This is a genomic window from Rhizobium sp. GR12, from assembly GCF_036596185.1.
GTDB classification, from domain to species: domain Bacteria; phylum Pseudomonadota; class Alphaproteobacteria; order Rhizobiales; family Rhizobiaceae; genus Agrobacterium; species Agrobacterium nepotum.
In genome coordinates this window covers 91321-108534 of the sequence record NZ_JASXTH010000002.1, presented here as the reverse complement: position 1 = coordinate 108534, position 17214 = coordinate 91321, and the positions used below count along the sequence as shown (strand labels likewise).

The 17214-nt window shown below is 59.6% G+C and carries 15 protein-coding genes; 10 read left to right on the top strand and 5 right to left on the bottom strand.

Annotated elements, in window-relative coordinates; all coding sequences use genetic code 11:
* The first annotated feature begins 2 nt into the window (after nucleotides 1-2).
* The 4 genes from QSK43_RS03455 (at nucleotide 3) to QSK43_RS03440 (ending at nucleotide 4216) form a co-directional block, all read left to right on the top strand.
* Nucleotides 3-884, top strand: a complete 882-nt coding sequence (locus tag QSK43_RS03455) for an alpha/beta fold hydrolase (protein WP_332302322.1) — start codon at nucleotides 3-5, stop codon at nucleotides 882-884.
* Nucleotides 885-1098: 214 nt separating this feature from the next.
* Nucleotides 1099-1869 (top strand): triose-phosphate isomerase, encoded by a 771-nt coding sequence (gene tpiA, locus QSK43_RS03450; protein WP_332302321.1) that lies wholly within the window; start codon nucleotides 1099-1101, stop codon nucleotides 1867-1869.
* Between the two features lie 115 nt (nucleotides 1870-1984).
* The gene (gene secG / locus QSK43_RS03445) at nucleotides 1985-2428 is read left to right on the top strand and encodes a preprotein translocase subunit SecG (RefSeq protein ID WP_332302320.1); all 444 of its coding nucleotides are present in this window, start codon (nucleotides 1985-1987) and stop codon (nucleotides 2426-2428) included.
* Nucleotides 2429-2578: 150 nt separating this feature from the next.
* Entirely contained in the window at nucleotides 2579-4216 is a 1638-nt protein-coding gene (locus QSK43_RS03440) for a CTP synthase (protein WP_332302319.1), read from the top strand.
* Nucleotides 4217-4535: 319 nt separating this feature from the next.
* Here the strand turns inward: QSK43_RS03440 and fumC are convergent, their stop codons facing one another.
* Nucleotides 4536-5927: a class II fumarate hydratase gene (fumC, locus tag QSK43_RS03435; protein WP_332302318.1), complete on the bottom strand. Its 1392-nt coding sequence runs from the start codon at nucleotides 5925-5927 to the stop codon at nucleotides 4536-4538.
* A 498-nt stretch (nucleotides 5928-6425) separates the two neighbouring features.
* Here fumC and QSK43_RS03430 point away from each other — a divergent pair, with 498 nt between their 5' ends.
* On the top strand, nucleotides 6426-8279 hold the full coding sequence (locus tag QSK43_RS03430) for a L,D-transpeptidase family protein (protein ID WP_332302623.1): 1854 nt from the start codon (nucleotides 6426-6428) through the stop codon (nucleotides 8277-8279).
* A 65-nt stretch (nucleotides 8280-8344) separates the two neighbouring features.
* Here the strand turns inward: QSK43_RS03430 and gph are convergent, their stop codons facing one another.
* The gene (gene gph, locus QSK43_RS03425) at nucleotides 8345-9046 is read right to left on the bottom strand and encodes a phosphoglycolate phosphatase (protein ID WP_332302317.1); all 702 of its coding nucleotides are present in this window, start codon (nucleotides 9044-9046) and stop codon (nucleotides 8345-8347) included.
* 190 nt (nucleotides 9047-9236) lie between these two features.
* Between gph and rpiA the strand changes: the two genes are divergently transcribed.
* The 3 genes from rpiA (at nucleotide 9237) to gor (ending at nucleotide 12053) form a co-directional block, all read left to right on the top strand.
* Nucleotides 9237-9932, top strand: a complete 696-nt coding sequence (gene rpiA / locus QSK43_RS03420; RefSeq protein ID WP_332302316.1) for a ribose-5-phosphate isomerase RpiA — start codon at nucleotides 9237-9239, stop codon at nucleotides 9930-9932.
* Between the two features lie 16 nt (nucleotides 9933-9948).
* Nucleotides 9949-10515, top strand: a complete 567-nt coding sequence (locus QSK43_RS03415; protein WP_332302315.1) for a DUF2059 domain-containing protein — start codon at nucleotides 9949-9951, stop codon at nucleotides 10513-10515.
* Nucleotides 10516-10664: 149 nt separating this feature from the next.
* On the top strand, nucleotides 10665-12053 hold the full coding sequence (gene gor, locus QSK43_RS03410; protein ID WP_332302314.1) for a glutathione-disulfide reductase: 1389 nt from the start codon (nucleotides 10665-10667) through the stop codon (nucleotides 12051-12053).
* Nucleotides 12054-12095: 42 nt separating this feature from the next.
* On the opposite strand, the gene QSK43_RS03405 is transcribed toward gor, so the two are convergent.
* A complete protein-coding gene (locus QSK43_RS03405; RefSeq protein ID WP_332302313.1) occupies nucleotides 12096-12956 on the bottom strand; it encodes a LysR family transcriptional regulator in 861 nt (286 codons plus the stop codon).
* Nucleotides 12957-13099: 143 nt separating this feature from the next.
* Between QSK43_RS03405 and QSK43_RS03400 the strand changes: the two genes are divergently transcribed.
* Entirely contained in the window at nucleotides 13100-13285 is a 186-nt protein-coding gene (locus QSK43_RS03400) for a hypothetical protein (protein WP_332302312.1), read from the top strand.
* A 201-nt stretch (nucleotides 13286-13486) separates the two neighbouring features.
* Nucleotides 13487-14863 (top strand): class II 3-deoxy-7-phosphoheptulonate synthase, encoded by a 1377-nt coding sequence (locus QSK43_RS03395; RefSeq protein ID WP_045022363.1) that lies wholly within the window; start codon nucleotides 13487-13489, stop codon nucleotides 14861-14863.
* A gap of 69 nt (nucleotides 14864-14932) precedes the next feature.
* Here the strand turns inward: QSK43_RS03395 and QSK43_RS03390 are convergent, their stop codons facing one another.
* On the bottom strand, nucleotides 14933-16672 hold the full coding sequence (locus tag QSK43_RS03390; RefSeq protein WP_332302311.1) for a TadG family pilus assembly protein: 1740 nt from the start codon (nucleotides 16670-16672) through the stop codon (nucleotides 14933-14935).
* 1 nt (nucleotide 16673) lies between these two features.
* A complete protein-coding gene (locus QSK43_RS03385; protein WP_045022359.1) occupies nucleotides 16674-17096 on the bottom strand; it encodes a TadE/TadG family type IV pilus assembly protein in 423 nt (140 codons plus the stop codon).
* Between the last annotated feature and the right edge of the window lie 118 nt (nucleotides 17097-17214).

The window sequence follows — 17214 nt, the reverse complement described above, 5'->3', positions numbered from 1 at the left end:
TCATGTCCACAGCTCATTTCACGTTTTGTACTCTTTTCTGTCTGACTGTTGCGGTGATGCCGGGCAGTGCCGGGGCGGCTGACGGGCCGCTGCGGCCGTTCAAGGACGAGCTTTTTTCCAGCCAGACGGTGCTTTCCACTGCTGATGGCGGTGCATCGGAGGTGATCGGTTATCAGGAGATGCGCGACATCAACGGCCGCGACGAGGTGCCGGAGCGCCGGGTGAAGCGGCAATATGTGGATATGGCGCCAAAGAAGGCGCAGGCACTGGAAACAATATCCGTCGAGGGCAGGGCGCTCGAGGTGGGCCGCGTCGGGCCGTCTTCCGGTCAGGCCTTCACGGTGATCTTCATTCACGGGCGCGGCGGCGACCGGCGGCTCGGCATGAACGACTATACGTTCGGCGGCAATTTCAACCGGCTGAAAAATCTCGCCGTCGCCAATGGCGGAACCTATTATGTGCCGAGCGTGCGATCCTTCGATGCCAATGGTGTCGCCGATATCGCCGCGCTGATTGCCGATGCGGCCCGCAAATCCGGCGGCAAGCCGGTGGTATTGGCCTGCGCCTCCATGGGCAGTTTCATCTGCTACGGCATCAGCCGCGACAAGGCCACCGTCGACAATCTGAGGGGTATGGCGATCCTTGGCGGCGCGGTCGATCCCGATTTTCCGAAGAGTGCCTTTGCCAAGGCGAAGAAGCCGGTGTGGTTCACCCATGGCAGCGCCGACAAGGTCTATTCCGCCGACCAGCAGGCGACAATCTTCCGAGCGATGCTGAAGGCTGGCGAGCCGGCGCGCTTCACGCTTTTTGAGACCGGCAGCCATGGAACGCCGGTGCGTATGACCGACTGGCGTGCGGTTTTGAACTGGATTTGGAGCCGCTAAGGCTTCGATTTGGGTCTGCGCTGGCGAATTTCGCGAAATTGACCGCCGTTTTGAACCTTCTGGCCGCTTTTTTGTACCATTTGTTACCGGCTCCGTTTAAAGAAATATTCCGGGATTTCCGGCAGGGTTTCTGTCGCGATTAGGGGCCGCGAGGCGGCTTAAGGGAAGGGGTGTCCGCGCAAGCGGTCGCCGAGACAAAGGGAATGGGATACGCATGACGCCGAATGTTCGACCGCTTGTAGCCGGAAACTGGAAGATGAACGGCACCCGTTCGTCGCTCGATCAGATCAAGGCCATGGCAGAGGGCGTCAAGGGCGCGCTTTCCGAGAAGGTGGATGCGCTGATCTGCCCGCCATCGACGCTGCTCTATGTGGCAACCGCGCTGTGCGACGACAGTCCGCTGATGATCGGCGGGCAGGATTGCCATCAGAATGTTTCCGGCGCGCATACGGGCGACATTTCCGCCGAGATGATTGCGGATTGCTTCGGCACCCATGTCATCGTCGGCCATTCCGAGCGCCGCACCGACCATGCCGAGACGGATCATCTGGTCCGCGCCAAGGCCGTCGCCGCCCATGAGGCCGATCTTATCGCCATCGTCTGCATCGGCGAGACGGCGGATGAGCGCAAGGCGGGCCAGACGCTCGATATCCTCAAGCGCCAGCTCGCCGGCTCCCTGCCGGACGAGGCAACCGCCGAAAACACCGTCATTGCCTATGAGCCGGTCTGGGCGATCGGCACGGGTCTGACACCGACCACGCAAGATGTGCGCGAGGCGCATGCCTTCATGCGCGAGGAGCTGGTCAAGCGCTTCGGCGGCGAAGGCAAGACAATGCGTATTCTTTACGGCGGCTCGGTGAAGCCCGCCAATGCGCTGGAACTGATGGGCGTCGATAATGTCGACGGCGCACTGATCGGCGGCGCGAGCTTGAAAGCCTCCGACTTCCTTTCCATCTATGCGGCATACGAGCAACTGACGGCTTGAGACAAGCTTTCCTGCCATAGAGGCGGGAAAGGGGCTTGGAATAAGCCTTCGCCTCATGTAAAGAGCCGCGAAACCTTCTTTGTAGTGCTCCGCGCGGGGCATGGAATGGATTGTCATGCAGACCGTTTTGATTGTTATTCACCTCATGATCGTGCTGGCGCTTGTCGGCGTGGTTCTGATCCAGCGTTCCGAAGGCGGCGGCCTCGGCATTGGCGGCGGTTCGGGCTTCATGTCCGCGCGCGGAACAGCCAATGCGCTGACGCGCGCAACGGCGATCCTTGCCGCGCTGTTCTTCGTGACGTCGCTCGGGCTTGGTCTTCTGACCCGCTACGAATCACGCCCGACCGATATTCTGAACCGCATTCCGGCGACGCAGGGTCAGGGCAACGGCATTCTCGACACGCTCGGTCCGGCACAGACGCCGGCTCCGGCTGAGAATGGCGTTCCGACCAACAATGGCGCAGCGGCGCCCGCGCAGACGGCTCCGGCCGCCCCCGGCGCGGCAGCCCCGGCACCGGCGAAGCCCGCCGATCCGAACGCAGTTCCGACCGGTCAATAAGCCCGGTTATGATTTAACGCTCCGGCAGGCCAAAAGCCTGCCGGTTTTCTTTTGTTTGCATTTCGCCGCATCCCACTGCCAATTCGTCAACAGCGAATTTGCAACAGCATGAAATTTGGGCTGGCGGAATCAGAGGTAAAAAGGTATCCGGTGAATCCCATGGCGCGATATGTATTCATCACAGGCGGCGTGGTCTCCTCTCTAGGTAAGGGCATCGCGGCCGCGGCACTCGGAGCATTGCTGCAATCCCGTGGTTATCGGGTGCGGCTTCGCAAACTCGACCCCTATCTGAACGTCGATCCCGGCACCATGAGCCCGACACAGCACGGCGAAGTGTTCGTGACGGATGACGGTGCCGAGACGGACCTCGACCTTGGCCACTATGAGCGCTTCACGGGGCGTTCCGCGACCAAGACCGACAACATCACGACCGGCCGCATCTACAAGAACATCATCGACAAGGAACGACGTGGCGACTATCTCGGCGCGACCGTTCAGGTCATTCCGCATGTCACCAACGAGATCAAGGATTTCGTGATCGAAGGCAATGACGATTACGACTTCGTTATCTGCGAGATCGGCGGTACGGTTGGCGATATCGAGGCGATGCCGTTCATGGAGGCGATCCGCCAGCTCGGCAATGACCTGCCGCGCGGCACTGCGATCTATGTTCACCTGACGCTGATGCCTTACATCCCGGCAGCCGGTGAATTGAAGACCAAGCCGACCCAGCATTCCGTGAAGGAATTGCAGGCGCTCGGCATTCACCCCGACATTCTGCTCGTGCGCGCCGACCGGGAAATTCCGGAAGCGGAACGCCGCAAGCTTTCGCTGTTCTGCAACGTGCGTCAGTCCGCCGTCATTCAGGCGCTGGATGTTGCAAACATCTATGACGTTCCGATCGCCTACCACAATGAAGGTCTCGATTCGGAAGTGCTGGCCGCTTTCGGCATCGAACCGGCGCCGAAGCCGCGTCTGGAACAGTGGGAAGAGGTCTGCAACCGTATCCGCACGCCGGAAGGCGAGGTAACGATTGCGATCGTCGGCAAATATACCGGCCTCAAGGACGCGTATAAGTCGCTTATCGAGGCGCTGCATCACGGCGGCTTTGCCAATCGCGTTAAGGTCAAGCTGGAGTGGATCGAGTCGGAAGTCTTCGAGAAGGAAGATCCGACGCCCTATCTCGAAAAGGTCAACGGCATTCTGGTGCCTGGCGGTTTCGGCGAGCGCGGTTCCGAAGGCAAGATCATGGCGGCGCAGTTTGCCCGCGAGCGCAAGGTGCCCTATTTCGGCATCTGCTTCGGCATGCAGATGGCGGTCGTGGAAGCGGCCCGTCATCTGGCCGGCATCGAAAATGCATCGTCCACCGAATTCGGTCCGACGGCGGAACCCGTCGTTGGCCTGATGACCGAATGGGTGAAGGGCAACGAGCTGGAGAAGCGTTCGTCCAAGGGCGATCTCGGCGGCACCATGCGTCTCGGCGCCTACAAGGCGGCGCTGAAGAAAGACACCAAGATCGCCGAAATCTACGGCACCACGGATATTTCCGAGCGCCACCGCCACCGTTACGAGGTGAACGTGGACTACAAGGACCGGCTGGAAAATTGCGGCCTCGTCTTCTCGGGCATGTCTCCTGATGGCGTCCTGCCGGAAACGGTGGAATATCCTGACCATCCCTGGTTCATCGGTGTGCAATATCACCCTGAACTGAAGAGCCGCCCGCTCGATCCGCATCCGCTATTCGCCAGCTTCGTCGAAGCGGCGGTGGAGCAGAGCCGGCTGGTTTGACGGTTTGAATGATACAAAGAGGGCCGCTTTTGCGGCCCTTTTTTATTGGGGAATCGAACAACCATTTTCCGTCATGCCGGACTTGATCCGGCATCCAGACACGGCGTGTCTGCGCCGTCAAAGACTCTATTGCGATCAAGGACTTGATCGTGCTGGACCCCGGACTAAATCCGGGGTGACGGCGTGCGGGTATGACCGCCAAGCCAAACACTTCCGCTCGAAATCGATTGCCCGCTTTCTGAGCAATCTTCCCTTGCGCGCGAAACAAAAAACGGACCCGAAGGCCCGTTCTCTATTCCAGCGATAAACTCTGACAGGCTTACTTCGGCCCGATCATATTCTCCGGGCGCACATACTGGTCGAATTCCTCGTTGGTGAGGTATCCGCCACCGACGGCCTCGTCGCGCAGGGTCGTGCCGTTCTTGTGTGCGGTCTTGGCGATCTTGGCGCAGATGTCGTAGCCGAGCTTGCTGTTGAGCGCGGTAACGAGCATCAGCGAGTTCTCGACGCCCTTCCGGATGTTGTCTTCGCGCGCCTCGATACCAACGACGCAATTGTCGGTGAAGGAGACGGCGGCATCGCCCAGAAGCTGGACCGATTGCAGGAAGTTGTAGGCCATCATCGGGTTATAGACGTTCAGCTCGAAGTGTCCCTGCGAACCTGCAAAGGAGAGCGCTGCATTGTTGCCGAAGATGTGGGCGCAAACCTGCGTCAGCGCTTCGGACTGGGTCGGGTTGACCTTGCCCGGCATGATCGACGAGCCGGGCTCGTTTTCCGGCAGCGACAATTCGCCAAGACCGGCGCGCGGGCCGGAGCCGAGGAAGCGGATGTCGTTGGCGATCTTGAACAGCGCTGCGGCGGCTGCATTGATCGCGCCATGCGAGAAGACCATGGAATCGTGCGAGGCAAGCGCCTCGAACTTGTTCGGCGCGGTTACGAAGGGCACGCCGGTGATTTTGGAGATTTCGTCGGCGACCTTTTCGGCGAAACCGATGGGGGCGTTGAGACCCGTGCCAACAGCCGTGCCGCCCTGGGCGAGCTTGGAAAGTGCGGGCAGGGTGAGTTCGATATTGGCAATCGCCGATGCGACCTGTGCGGCATAACCGGAAAATTCCTGGCCGAGCGTCAGCGGCGTCGCGTCCTGGGTGTGGGTGCGGCCGATCTTGATGATCTTTTCGAACTGCTTGACCTTGGCTTCCAGCGCCTTGTGCAGGTGCTTGAGGGCCGGCAGCAGGTGGTGAACGATCTCTTCCACGCAGGCGATATGCATCGCGGTGGGGTAGGTGTCGTTCGAGGACTGGCTCATATTGACGTGGTCGTTGGGGTGAACAGGCTTCTTGGTGCCCATTTCGCCGCCGAGCATTTCGATTGCGCGGTTCGAAATCACTTCGTTGGCATTCATGTTGGATTGGGTGCCGGAACCGGTCTGCCAGACGACCAGCGGAAAATGTTCTGTCAGCTTGCCGTCGATGACTTCCTGTGCGGCTGCGATGATGGCGTCACCGACCTTGGGGTCGAGGCCTGCAAGCGCCATGTTGGCGCGGGCCGCTGCCTGCTTGACGATGCCGAGCGCGCGAACGACAGAGGCGGGCTGCTTTTCCCAGCCGATCTTGAAGTTGCCGAGCGAGCGCTGCGCCTGCGCGCCCCAATAGCGATCGGCCTGAACTTCAATGGGTCCAAATGTATCGGTTTCCGTCCGTGTGGCTGTCATCAGTCTTGCCTTTTTACTCGTTTTCCTCCGCCAAAACGGCACCTTCGCCCGCCTTGCGCGCGCCGATATATAGAATCATCGCGCCGGCAAGGAAAGCGTTGCGAAGCCTGCCGGGCAGATATTTCCCGCTTCACAAGGTGTTTTGGGCGCTCATCTTGCCCGGTGGAGAAAAAGACCTTGGCGTGTCATTTTTACTACGTTGATAAAAGGCTGAAAAACTGGGGTTTTATGGGGCGGAACGACGTGGCTGGCCACGGCAAAGTGGATGAAATAAATGGAAATTTAACCATTCTCGCCAATTCTGGAAATTACGTTTTTACGGTTTTGGCCGTATAATGAGGTTCATTTCGATCTGTTTCGGACTTCGGGCGTTTTCTTTTCAACGGGCCGGCTATCGGCTAGACAAGCATGAAACTGGATGCTCCGTCTTCGTTGGCGGCGCTGGGTGCTACGAGGATCAAATTGCAAGTCACATCTGGAAAAACATCGGCAGCGCTGGTGCTGGCTCTCGGTCTTTCCGTTTCCACCGCTCTGCCCGGCAGCGCCGGCGCGGTAACGCTGATGGATCTTTTGCGTGGCGGACCCGGCAAGGTCGCGCGCGATCGCGGTGAATTGCCGCCGGCCGGTATTGTTACCTCGCCGTCGAGGGCAGCACCGAGCGTGAGCGCCGATGCATCCGATCCCGAGCCTCTGCCGCGTGTCTCCGGCCCGCGTTATTACGACTACAAGGCGGATGCGGCCCGTGCGGTGAATACCGCCAATTTCGGCGAAGGTCTCGCCAATCTCAAATTCAGCGCCACGCCCGAAATCGGCAAGGCTCTCGAGGCCTATTACGGCGCCGGCGGCAAGACGCTTTGGGTTTCCGAAGGTGAACTGACCGCGCGCGCGAATGCTGTCATTGCGTTTTTCGACACGGTTGGCGAAAGCGGCCTCGATCCGGCCGATTACAGCATTTCCGCACCGGCGAAGGATGTGACCGCCAGCATCAATGTTGATGCGAACGCGTCCGGCACGCCGGTGGAAGTGGCGTCCGTATCGACCTCCGACGCCTATCAGCGGGCGCAGATGCAGTTCGAGTTGGCACTTTCCGCCAAGGTTCTGGCTTACGTGCAGGATACGGTGCGTGGCCGCGTCGATCCGAACCGGCTGTCCGGTTACCATGATTTCAAGCGCAAGACGGTAAACCTCGCATCCGTGTTGAAGCTTGCGAGCCTTAGCCCCGATGTCGCAGCTTACCTGCGCAGCCGCGAACCTTCGAGCGCCGAATATCTGGCGCTGAAGGCCGAGCTGGCGCGTTTGCGCGGCGAGGGCGATGCTGCCCATACCGTCAACGTTCCCGCCGATCTGGTGCTGAAACCCGGCAACAGCAGCGCGGAAATGGCCAATGTCGTCAAGGCGATCGAACATCGCGCCTCGCCCGCCTTCAAGGTGGAGCATGCGGCCATCATTTCCGGCTATCAGCAGGCGCCGGACTATACGCCTGATCTCGTCGATCTGGTGAAGGCGTTCCAGAGCGAAAACGGCCTGAAGCCCGATGGTGTCATCGGCCGCGCCACCGTGCGCGCCATGGTCGGCGAAAGCAACGATGCCCGGATCGCCAAGGTGCAGGTGGCGATGGAGCAGGTCCGCTGGCTGCCGGCCGATCTCGGCCAGCGCTACGTCCTGATCAACCAGCCCGCCTTCATGGCCTATTACCACAATGATGGCCAGGAACAGTTCGGCATGAAGGTGGTGGTCGGCTCCAAGGCCAACCAGACCTACTTCTTCCAGGACGAGATCCAGACTGTCGAATTCAACCCCTATTGGGGCGTGCCGCAATCGATCATCGTCAACGAGATGTTGCCGAAGCTGCGCCGCGATCCGTCCTATCTCGACCGGATGGGTTACGAGGTGCAGGTGGGCGGCCGTGCGGTTTCTTCCTCCAGCGTCAACTGGTATGGCTCCACCAACGCCATTTCGGTGCGCCAGCCGCCGAGCAGCGACAATGCGCTGGGCGACCTGAAAATCCTGTTCCCCAACGCGCATGCCATCTACATGCACGACACGCCGGCCAAGAGCTTCTTCAACCGCGACATGCGGGCGCTGAGCCATGGCTGTATCCGTCTGGTCGATCCGCGCCGCATGGCAGCGGCCGTTCTGGGAACCAGCGTCGATAAGGTCAACGAACAGATAGCATCCGGCAAGAACCGCGCCGTGCAGGTGCCGGAGAAGATACCGGTCTACGTGGCCTATTTCACCGCCTGGCCGGACAAGGCCGGCAAGGTGCAGTTTTTCGACGACGTCTATGACCGCGACAGCTACGTCCAGAAGGCATTTCAGGTGACGACGAAGGCGCGGGCCGCGTCTATCTGATAGAAATTTCATCGAAAAAAAAGCGCCGGAGACGGCGCTTTTTTTGTTCGCGGTCCGGCTGCGTCTCAGGCCGCAGCGGCGCCCTTGGCGATCAGCTGCTCGAACAGCGCCGGCGTCAGGGCGGTGAAATCGTCGATCACGACATCCGGTTCGAGTTCGGTCATCGGCACATCCGAATAACCGAAAGTGACGCCGATTGATGGCACGGCAGCGTTCCTGGCGGCGAGAATGTCGTTGATGCTGTCACCGACCATGATGGATCGCTGCGGGTCGCCGCCAGCCTTTTCGATGGTGCCGAGAATGTGGCGCGCATCGGGTTTGCGGTATTCGAACGTATCGCCGCAGGTGATGGCGGCGAAATATCTGGTGAGATCCAGTTTTTCGAGCAACGGGAGCGCGAGGATTTCGGTCTTGTTGGTGCAGACGGCAAGCGTGATGCCGGCGGCTGACAGCGCATCCAGCGTGCTGACGATACCCGGATAGGGGCGACTTTCGCCGGGCATTTCCGCGCGATAATGGGTGATGAAACGCTCATAGAGCGGCTCCAACTCGGCTTCCGGCAATTCTACCTGCCTGAGCGCGAAGGCCCGCCTGATCATTACGCGCGCGCCCTGGCCGACGAGATGCGTCAGGTCGTCATAGGTGACGGGGGCAAGGCCGGCGGCGGCGATGGTGTGGTTGAGGCTCGAGACGAGATCGGCTGCGGTATCGACCAGGGTGCCGTCGAGGTCGAAGATGGCGAGCGGGGAGAGCGGGCGGGATGTCAAGGAACTGGCCTCTTGGAGAATGCTTCTGGTGATGATGTCGGTACGTTCGTTACGGCCAAGCCTAGGCAAACGGCTTTCGCTTTGCAACCGCACTGCAACGTTCTGTTCGTTGCCTTGAAAAAGGCTTTCGTTTGGCTTTCGACCCGTGTAAACAGCACGGCGACGACAAAGCTACCGGAGTTTCAGGCACATGGATGCCCGCCAGATGAAGATCAAGGCCGCCGAGGCCGCATTGTCCCATGTGCAAGACGGGATGCGGCTTGGTATCGGCACGGGTTCGACGGCAGAGGAATTCGTCAGGCTTCTGGCGGAAAAGGTCGCTGCCGGTCTGAAGGTCGAAGGCGTGCCGACGTCCGAGCGTACCGCGCGTCTGTGCGTAGAGCTTGGTGTGCCGCTGAAATCCCTCGATGAATTACCGGAACTGGACCTGACCATCGATGGCGCGGACGAGGTGGATTACGGGCTGCGGCTCGTCAAGGGCGGCGGCGGTGCGCTTCTGCGCGAAAAGATCGTGGCGGCGGCATCCGCCCGCATGATCGTCATCGCCGACCAGAGCAAGGTCGTGGAAACGCTTGGCGCCTTTCCGCTTCCCATCGAAATCAATCCGTTCGGCCAGGTGGCGACACGGATCGCCATCGAAAAACTGGCGGCGCGGTCCGGCCTGTCCGGCACGCTGACGATGCGTTCGTCGGGCGACGGCGTCTTCATGACGGATGGCGGACATCTCATTCTCGACGCATCTTTTGGCCGTATTCCTGATGCAGAAGCGCTTGCACGCGAGCTGAACACGATTCCCGGTGTTGTCGAGCACGGACTTTTCATAAATTTGGCATCGCTTGCCATCATCGCGGGTCCTGAAGGCGCCCGCGTGATGCAGGCAGTATAACAGGAGCGAGATTTTCATGATCAAACTAGCGGGACTGGGCAAAGCTGCCGCTGCTTCGATCCTCATTTCCGGCATCGTGTTCGGTACTGCCGTACGCGCTCAGGAAATTTCGGAAGCACATATCGCTGCCGCACGGCAGGCAATCGGCTCTCTTGGCGTTACCGACCGTTTTGACGACATCCTGCCGGGTCTGGCGGAGCGTCTGAAGGCCGAACTCATTCAGGCGTCTCCGAACGTGCAGGACGCGATCACCGCGACCGTCGACGCCAAGGCGCTTGAGCTTGCGTCGCGCCGCGCCGATCTGGAACGTGAGGCGGCACTTACCTATGCGCGCGCCTTCACCGTCGAAGAGCTGAACGCCATCTCCACCTTCTATAGCAGCGAAGCTGGCAAGAAGCTTCTGAAGGATGGCCCGATCGCCACGCGCGAGCTGATGAAGGCCGCCGACATCTGGGCCGCTGGTATCAACCGTGACCTCAACACCTCCAGCATGACCGAGCTGCAGAAGGTGGCAGGCGCCGATCTGAAGCCGCTTCCGGCCGATCAGAACGCCACGGGCGGCGCTCCGGCTCCCAAGCCTTAAGTCGATCTGTTCAGGTTCAGAAATATTCAAAGCCCGATCGCAAGGTCGGGCTTTTCATTTGTGCGTCGCAGCACCTATATGTGCCATGAATGCGCGCCGCAGCCCGCCTTGAGGCCGATGGCATGTGGTTTTGATCAGGGGTTTTGACTATGACAGCTTATGACTACGATCTTTTCGTCATCGGTGGCGGCTCGGGCGGCGTTCGCAGCGCCCGCGTGGCGGCCTCGCTCGGCAAGCGGGTGGGCATCGCCGAAGAGTACCGGTACGGTGGGACCTGCGTCATTCGCGGCTGCGTGCCGAAGAAGCTGTTCGTTTACGCCTCGCAATTCCCTGAGCATTTCGAGGATGCCGAGGGTTTCGGCTGGAGCGTCGGCGAGCGCCGGTTCGACTGGAAAAAGCTGATCGAGGCCAAAGACAGGGAAATCGCCCGTCTTGAGGGGCTTTACCGCAAGGGTCTTGATAACGCCAAGGCCGATATTTTCGACAGCCGCGCGGAACTCGTCGATGCGCATACCGTGAAGCTGACGAAGACGGGCGAGACGTTTTCGGCCGAGCGCATCGTCATTGCTGTCGGTGGCACGCCCAACGAACACAAGGCGCTGCCCGGCCATGAGCTGACGATCTCCTCCAACGAGGCTTTCGATCTGGATGAGCTGCCGAAATCGATCCTGATCGCGGGCGGCGGCTACATCGCCGTGGAATTCGCCAATATCTTCCATGGGCTCGGCGTCGAAACGACGCTGATCTATCGCGGCAAGGAAATTCTTTCGCGCTTCGATCACGACATGCGCAAAGGCCTGCATGAAGCCATGGAAGCCAAGGGCATTCGCATCGTTCTGGAAGACATCATCGAGGAGGTCAGCAAGGACGGCGCGGGCGGCTTCATGGCGCGTACGAAGCGGGGTAGCTCGTTGCATGTCGGCCTGGTGATGCTGGCGCTCGGCCGCGATCCGAACACCAAGGGTCTCGGCCTTGAAAACGCCGGCGTGGCGGTGGATGCGCTCGGTGCGATCGTCGTCGACGATTATTCGCGCACGAGCGTCTCCAATATCTTCGCGCTGGGCGACGTCACCAACCGGGTACAGTTGACGCCCGTGGCGATCCACGAAGCCATGTGCTTCATCGAAACCGAATACAAGAACAACCCAACGAAGCCGGATCACGAGCTGATCGCCACGGCCGTCTTCTCGCAACCGGAAATCGGCACGGTTGGACTTTCCGAAGAGGAAGCGGCCAAAAAATATCCGGAACTCGAAGTCTATCGCGCGCAATTCCGCCCGATGAAGGCGACGCTTTCCGGCCGGGCGGAAAAGACCATCATGAAGCTGATCGTCAATGCCGCTGACCGCCGCGTCGTCGGCGTGCATATTCTCGGCCACGAGGCGGGCGAGATGGCGCAGCTTCTCGGCATCACGCTGAAGGCGGGCTGCACCAAGGACGATTTCGATCGCACCATGGCGGTTCATCCGACGGCGGCCGAGGAATTGGTGACGATGTATTCGCCAAGCTACCGCGTGGTGAACGGTGAAAAGGTCTAGTTTACCTCTCACTCCGGCACATCGGTGATTTTCGCCCGGTTATCACTGGCGCGCGTTGAACAAGGTCTCGTTGCTCTTCAAAAGGGCAACGAGACGGTCTATCGCGAGCCGCATTTCCGGGGCGTGCCGGTCGTCATCGTTGACGACGATCCACAGCGGATGGGATAATTCTTCGATTGTCCCGCCATCGCGGACGAGACCGGGTAGGGCGTCACCAACGAAACACGGCAGGACGCCTTTTCCCGCGCCGCTCTCGATGAGACCAGGTAAAAGCGAGGGCGCGTTTGTCCACGTGTGGATAAGCGGTTCCCGATGACGAAATACCCATTTTTCTGCATCGGACTCCGCCACCTCGGTTCCAATTGAAATCCATTGCGTCAAATCTGCGCCTGAACTGTCGTGTGAGCGATAGGCGCAATAGGCGACGTCAACCGATTTGCGCACGGCAAAATTTCCGGTGGCTGGCTTGTCGTGCCTTATCGAAATCAGGCCGCGCCGATAGGTCAGCTCATCTTCGTTCTCGCATTGCTTGCAGCACAGCCGAAAAGCGTCGGATGGGCCTCGGATGGCCGCCGTATTAGCCGCTATGAAGCCCGCAATCCAGATATCGCTCGATATCGAAACAATCGGCAGCGAGAAGGCCTCGCCGTGCCATTGCGCGATCTCTGCCGCGCTTTGTCGCATGGTCCGAACCTTTTCGAGCAGGACCTCACCATCTGGAGCGAGCCTGTATCCGTTCTGGCTTCGAATAAAGAGCGTTCGTCCAATCTTGCGCTCCAAAAGGAGCATTTTTCGGCCAATCGTCGGCGCGCTGAGGCCTGCTCTGCCCGCAGCACCAGCCAAACCTCCCTCCGTCGCAACAATGTCGAAAAGCTTCAGATCGTCCCAGTCTACGTCCTTCACGGCATCATCTCCAAATCACCGTAGCACCTTATGCGCATTAGGGTCCGCTTTCTCCGCTTTTATATGAAACGGGTCTTTCAAACGTGCATCTATGCTCTCCCGACGGGTCCCGCTTAACTCGTCTCCACACCAAGGAGACATAGATGTTACCGGAAACCATGTTCCTGATGGAAAAGATAAGACGTGCTGAAACACTTCGCGGGCAGGGCGGGAGTGATGCTGAGTGGGAGACCTGGCCAGCTTCTGCCATGGACCGACTGGCAGTCTTTCTCTTCCACCTGCCTCTTTCCTTGCGTCGTTACATCCGCGCAAAACGCGGAGTTCCGTGATTGCGCAGGAGCAGGCGGACACCGTCTTGTGATATTTCAATCGTTTGAAATTATTTTTCTGCGCCAGACGGCATCAAAAGGGTCGGAAAGGGAGGTGCGGGCGCACGGGTGTCTATGCAAACTCGGTGCTTGGAGCTATAAGCCGCTCAATTTTTCGAGGCGGTCGCGCGCCACTGCGCGGGCGAGAAAAGGGTTAAGAACATGGCACAGAATTGGACACCCGGCAGTTGGCGGCAAAAACCGATCCAGCAGGTTCCTGAATATCCGGATGCGACAGCGCTTGCGGCAACGGAAGCCACGCTTGCGACCTATCCGCCGCTCGTTTTTGCCGGTGAAGCCCGTCGCCTGAAAAAGCAGCTCGCCAATGTGGCCGAAGGCAACGCCTTCCTGTTGCAGGGCGGCGATTGTGCCGAAAGCTTCCTCGAGCATGGCGCAGACAATATCCGCGACTTCTTCCGCGCCTTCCTGCAGATGGCCGTCGTGCTCACCTATGGCGCGCAGCTGCCGGTGGTGAAGGTCGGTCGTATTGCCGGTCAGTTCGCCAAGCCGCGCTCTTCCAACGTGGAAGTGCTTGATGGCGTGACGCTGCCGTCCTACCGTGGTGACATCATCAACGGCATCGAATTCAACGAGGCCTCGCGTATTCCGAACCCGGAGCGTCAGCTCGATGCGTACCGCCAGTCGGCGGCAACGCTGAACCTGCTGCGCGCTTTCGCGATGGGCGGTTATGCCAACCTCGAAAACGTTCACCAGTGGATGCTCGGCTTCATCAAGGATAGCCCGCAGGCGGACCGTTACCGCAAGCTTGCGGATCGTATCTCTGAAACCATGAACTTCATGCAGGCGATCGGCATCAGCGCGGAAAACAATCCGAGCCTGCGCGAGACCGATTTCTTCACCAGCCACGAGGCCCTGCTGCTTGGTTACGAAGAAGCGCTGACCCGCATCGATTCGACCTCCGGCGACTGGTATGCCACCTCCGGCCACATGATCTGGATCGGCGACCGCACGCGTCAGCTCGACCATGCGCATGTGGAATATTTCCGTGGCATCAAGAACCCGATCGGTCTGAAGTGCGGTCCGTCGCTGACGCCTGACAATCTGATCGAGCTGATCGACGCGCTGAACCCGGCGAACGAGGCTGGCCGCCTGACGCTGATTTGCCGTTTTGGTCATGACAAGGTGGCGGACAGCCTGCCGAAGCTCATCCGCGCCGTGGAGAAAGAGGGCCGCAAGGTCGTCTGGTCGTGCGATCCGATGCATGGCAACACCATCACGCTCAACCACTACAAGACACGTCCGTTCGAGCGGATCCTGTCGGAAGTCGAAAGCTTCTTCCAGATCCATCGCGCCGAAGGCACGCATCCGGGCGGCATCCACATCGAGATGACGGGCAAGGATGTGACTGAATGCACCGGTGGCGCCCGTGCCGTTACGGCGGATTCGCTGTCCGACCGTTACCACACCCATTGCGATCCGCGTCTCAACGCTGATCAGGCGCTGGAACTGGCCTTCCTTCTGTCGGAGCGCATGAAGAGCGGTCGGGACGAGAAGCGTCTGGCGATCGCCACGGCCTGATAGAAAGGCCGATCAAATGAAAAGCCGCCGGAATATCTCCCGGCGGCTTTTTTGTGGGCGATGATGGAATTATTGCACCAGTGCCGGCTGCTGGCAGCGAACGTCGGTGACCCGTACATCGGCTTCACCGATCTTGACGCCGAGAACCAGCAGCACGTTGTAGAGCAGCTGATCGACGGGCGCCGTGACCACCGCAAGCGTGTTGGCAAGCGCCGACTGGATGCCCGCCAGGCCTCCCAGATCGAGATTGAGGAAGAGGATCCTGATATCCAGATTGAGGTTCTTCAGCAGTGAACTGACAAGAGTGGTAACGGTGTCTTTGGTGGAGACACTCTTGATCTTGGCCTGGGTAATATCCGACTGCGTGAAGGTCAGCTTGGTCTTCGTCATGTTGGTGGCGTTGATGAGGGCGCTGCCATTGATCGCGAGCAAGGCCGAATCCACGATTGCGGCCTTGGTGACACGCGGGTCCCGGCCGAAATTGGCGAAGGCCGTGGTATCGACATTGCCGAGCGCGATTTCCGCAACGCCGGGAACGACTTCGACATCGACGGTTCCCTGTCCGCCGCCAGTGCAGCGAATGTCCGCAAGCCGTGCTTCGGCATGGGCAACTTCCACATAGAGCGGAATATTGACCTTGAGGCCGGCAATGGCCTGAAGCCCGTCGACCACGACGCTGACCGCCAGCCGGGTTTGCGCAGTGCGCACCACGGTGCCTGGACCGCCGACGGCGAGCGACGGCGTCTCGACGGGCGGCTCACCGACGGCGAGCGTCGCCTTGACCGAGGCGAGGCCGAGAAGATTGGCGTTGAGGTTGAGCGCCAGCTGGTTGCCGCCATTGCCCGCCACGGCGGCGGCGTTGAGAAGATCGAAGACGCCGGCGGTGACCTTGAGGTTTTCGCCGCTACCGATCAGCTTGTCCGAGAACGGGCCGAGATTGAGGATTTCCTCAAGCTTGATCTTGATGGTGCTCTTGTTGGCGGTTTTCGCCAACGTGTTCAGAATGTTCACGACAGCCGGCTGCAGGCCTGTGGTCTTCGTCAGTGCATTCAGGAATTTGCCGTAGGTGATTTCCGTCTGCAGAACATCCTTGTAGGTGCCAGCTGTCAGGTTGAGATCGATGGCCAGCGCTTCGACGACATGCAGCGCGTTGACATCCGCAGCGAGGAGCGCCTGGTAGTCCATGAGTTTGAGCGAAACCGTGGTGCCGAGCAGGCCGCCAAGCAGGCTGTTCAAAATCCCTTCATCAAGACTTGCCAGTCGCGATCCCACCGAAAATGCCGCGATCTTTTGCGATGAGGCAGTTCCGGCCGCCGAAACTCGGGGTGGCGTGGTGAAGGCCGAGGCGAAGAATATCTGGCCCTTCTCGACGATGTTCACTTTCATCGCATTGGTGGGCAGGGCATTTTCGACGAAACGCTGGCCGACAGGAAGGGTCGCGTCCGGCTCGTAGTGACCTTTGACGATCTCGGCGTAACCGTTGCTTTTGGCAAATTCGTTCAAGGGGTCGAAAGGTTCAAGACCGGTCGCGGTCAGCAGGCCGTTTGGTGTCTTGACCCCGAGGTTCATGCCGTTGAGCGCAAAATATTGCTGGACTGCCTTTTCGGGGTCGGCGGCACTGGCCGCCGCCGATATGGCCGCAAGATCGGCTGTCTGCTGCAATTGCCGTTTTTGCAGGGTCAGATAGCCATAATCGACACCGAGCGCCAATATGCCGATGAAAAGCGGCGCGGTGAGGCCAGCCGAGATGGCAATGTTGCCCCTGCGGTCCGTAAGGAAGCGGGGAAGCAAAGAAGAGATAGTTTGCATGTCATGCTCCTCCGATCCGAATGGTTGAAAAACGCCGGATGACCGTGTCGGGCAGGGTGTAGCTGTAGAGGCTCCAGATCGGCAGATCGCTGGCGTCGTATTCGACCTTCACCGTGAACTGGTTGGCATTGGCGGGATCGGTGGCGACATCGACCGTGAAGCGCGTCTTGTCCATGAAGGCGTAACTGAGGTCGCTTTTGGTGATGAAATCCCGGGCAAGCTGCTGGCGCTCGGTCGTATTCAGCCCGGCAACCGCCGTTCTTGCCGCGTCGGCGGCAATCTGCTGTACCGAATAGGCGGCCATCAGGTAGATGCCGTAAGCGATCATGGTCAGCAGGACGAGAAAGAATATCGGTGCGACGATGGCGAACTCGACAGCGGACGAGCCGGATCGATCACGAAAGAAACGCACTCCATTAAACATAAAGCACCCCCGTTCTTTCAGGCATCAAGGTTCGATGCCTTGTATTATTATTTTCGGATATGCTAATTTACAGGTATTAATTTTGTATTGACGCCGCTCTTATGGGTTGCAGGTAGGG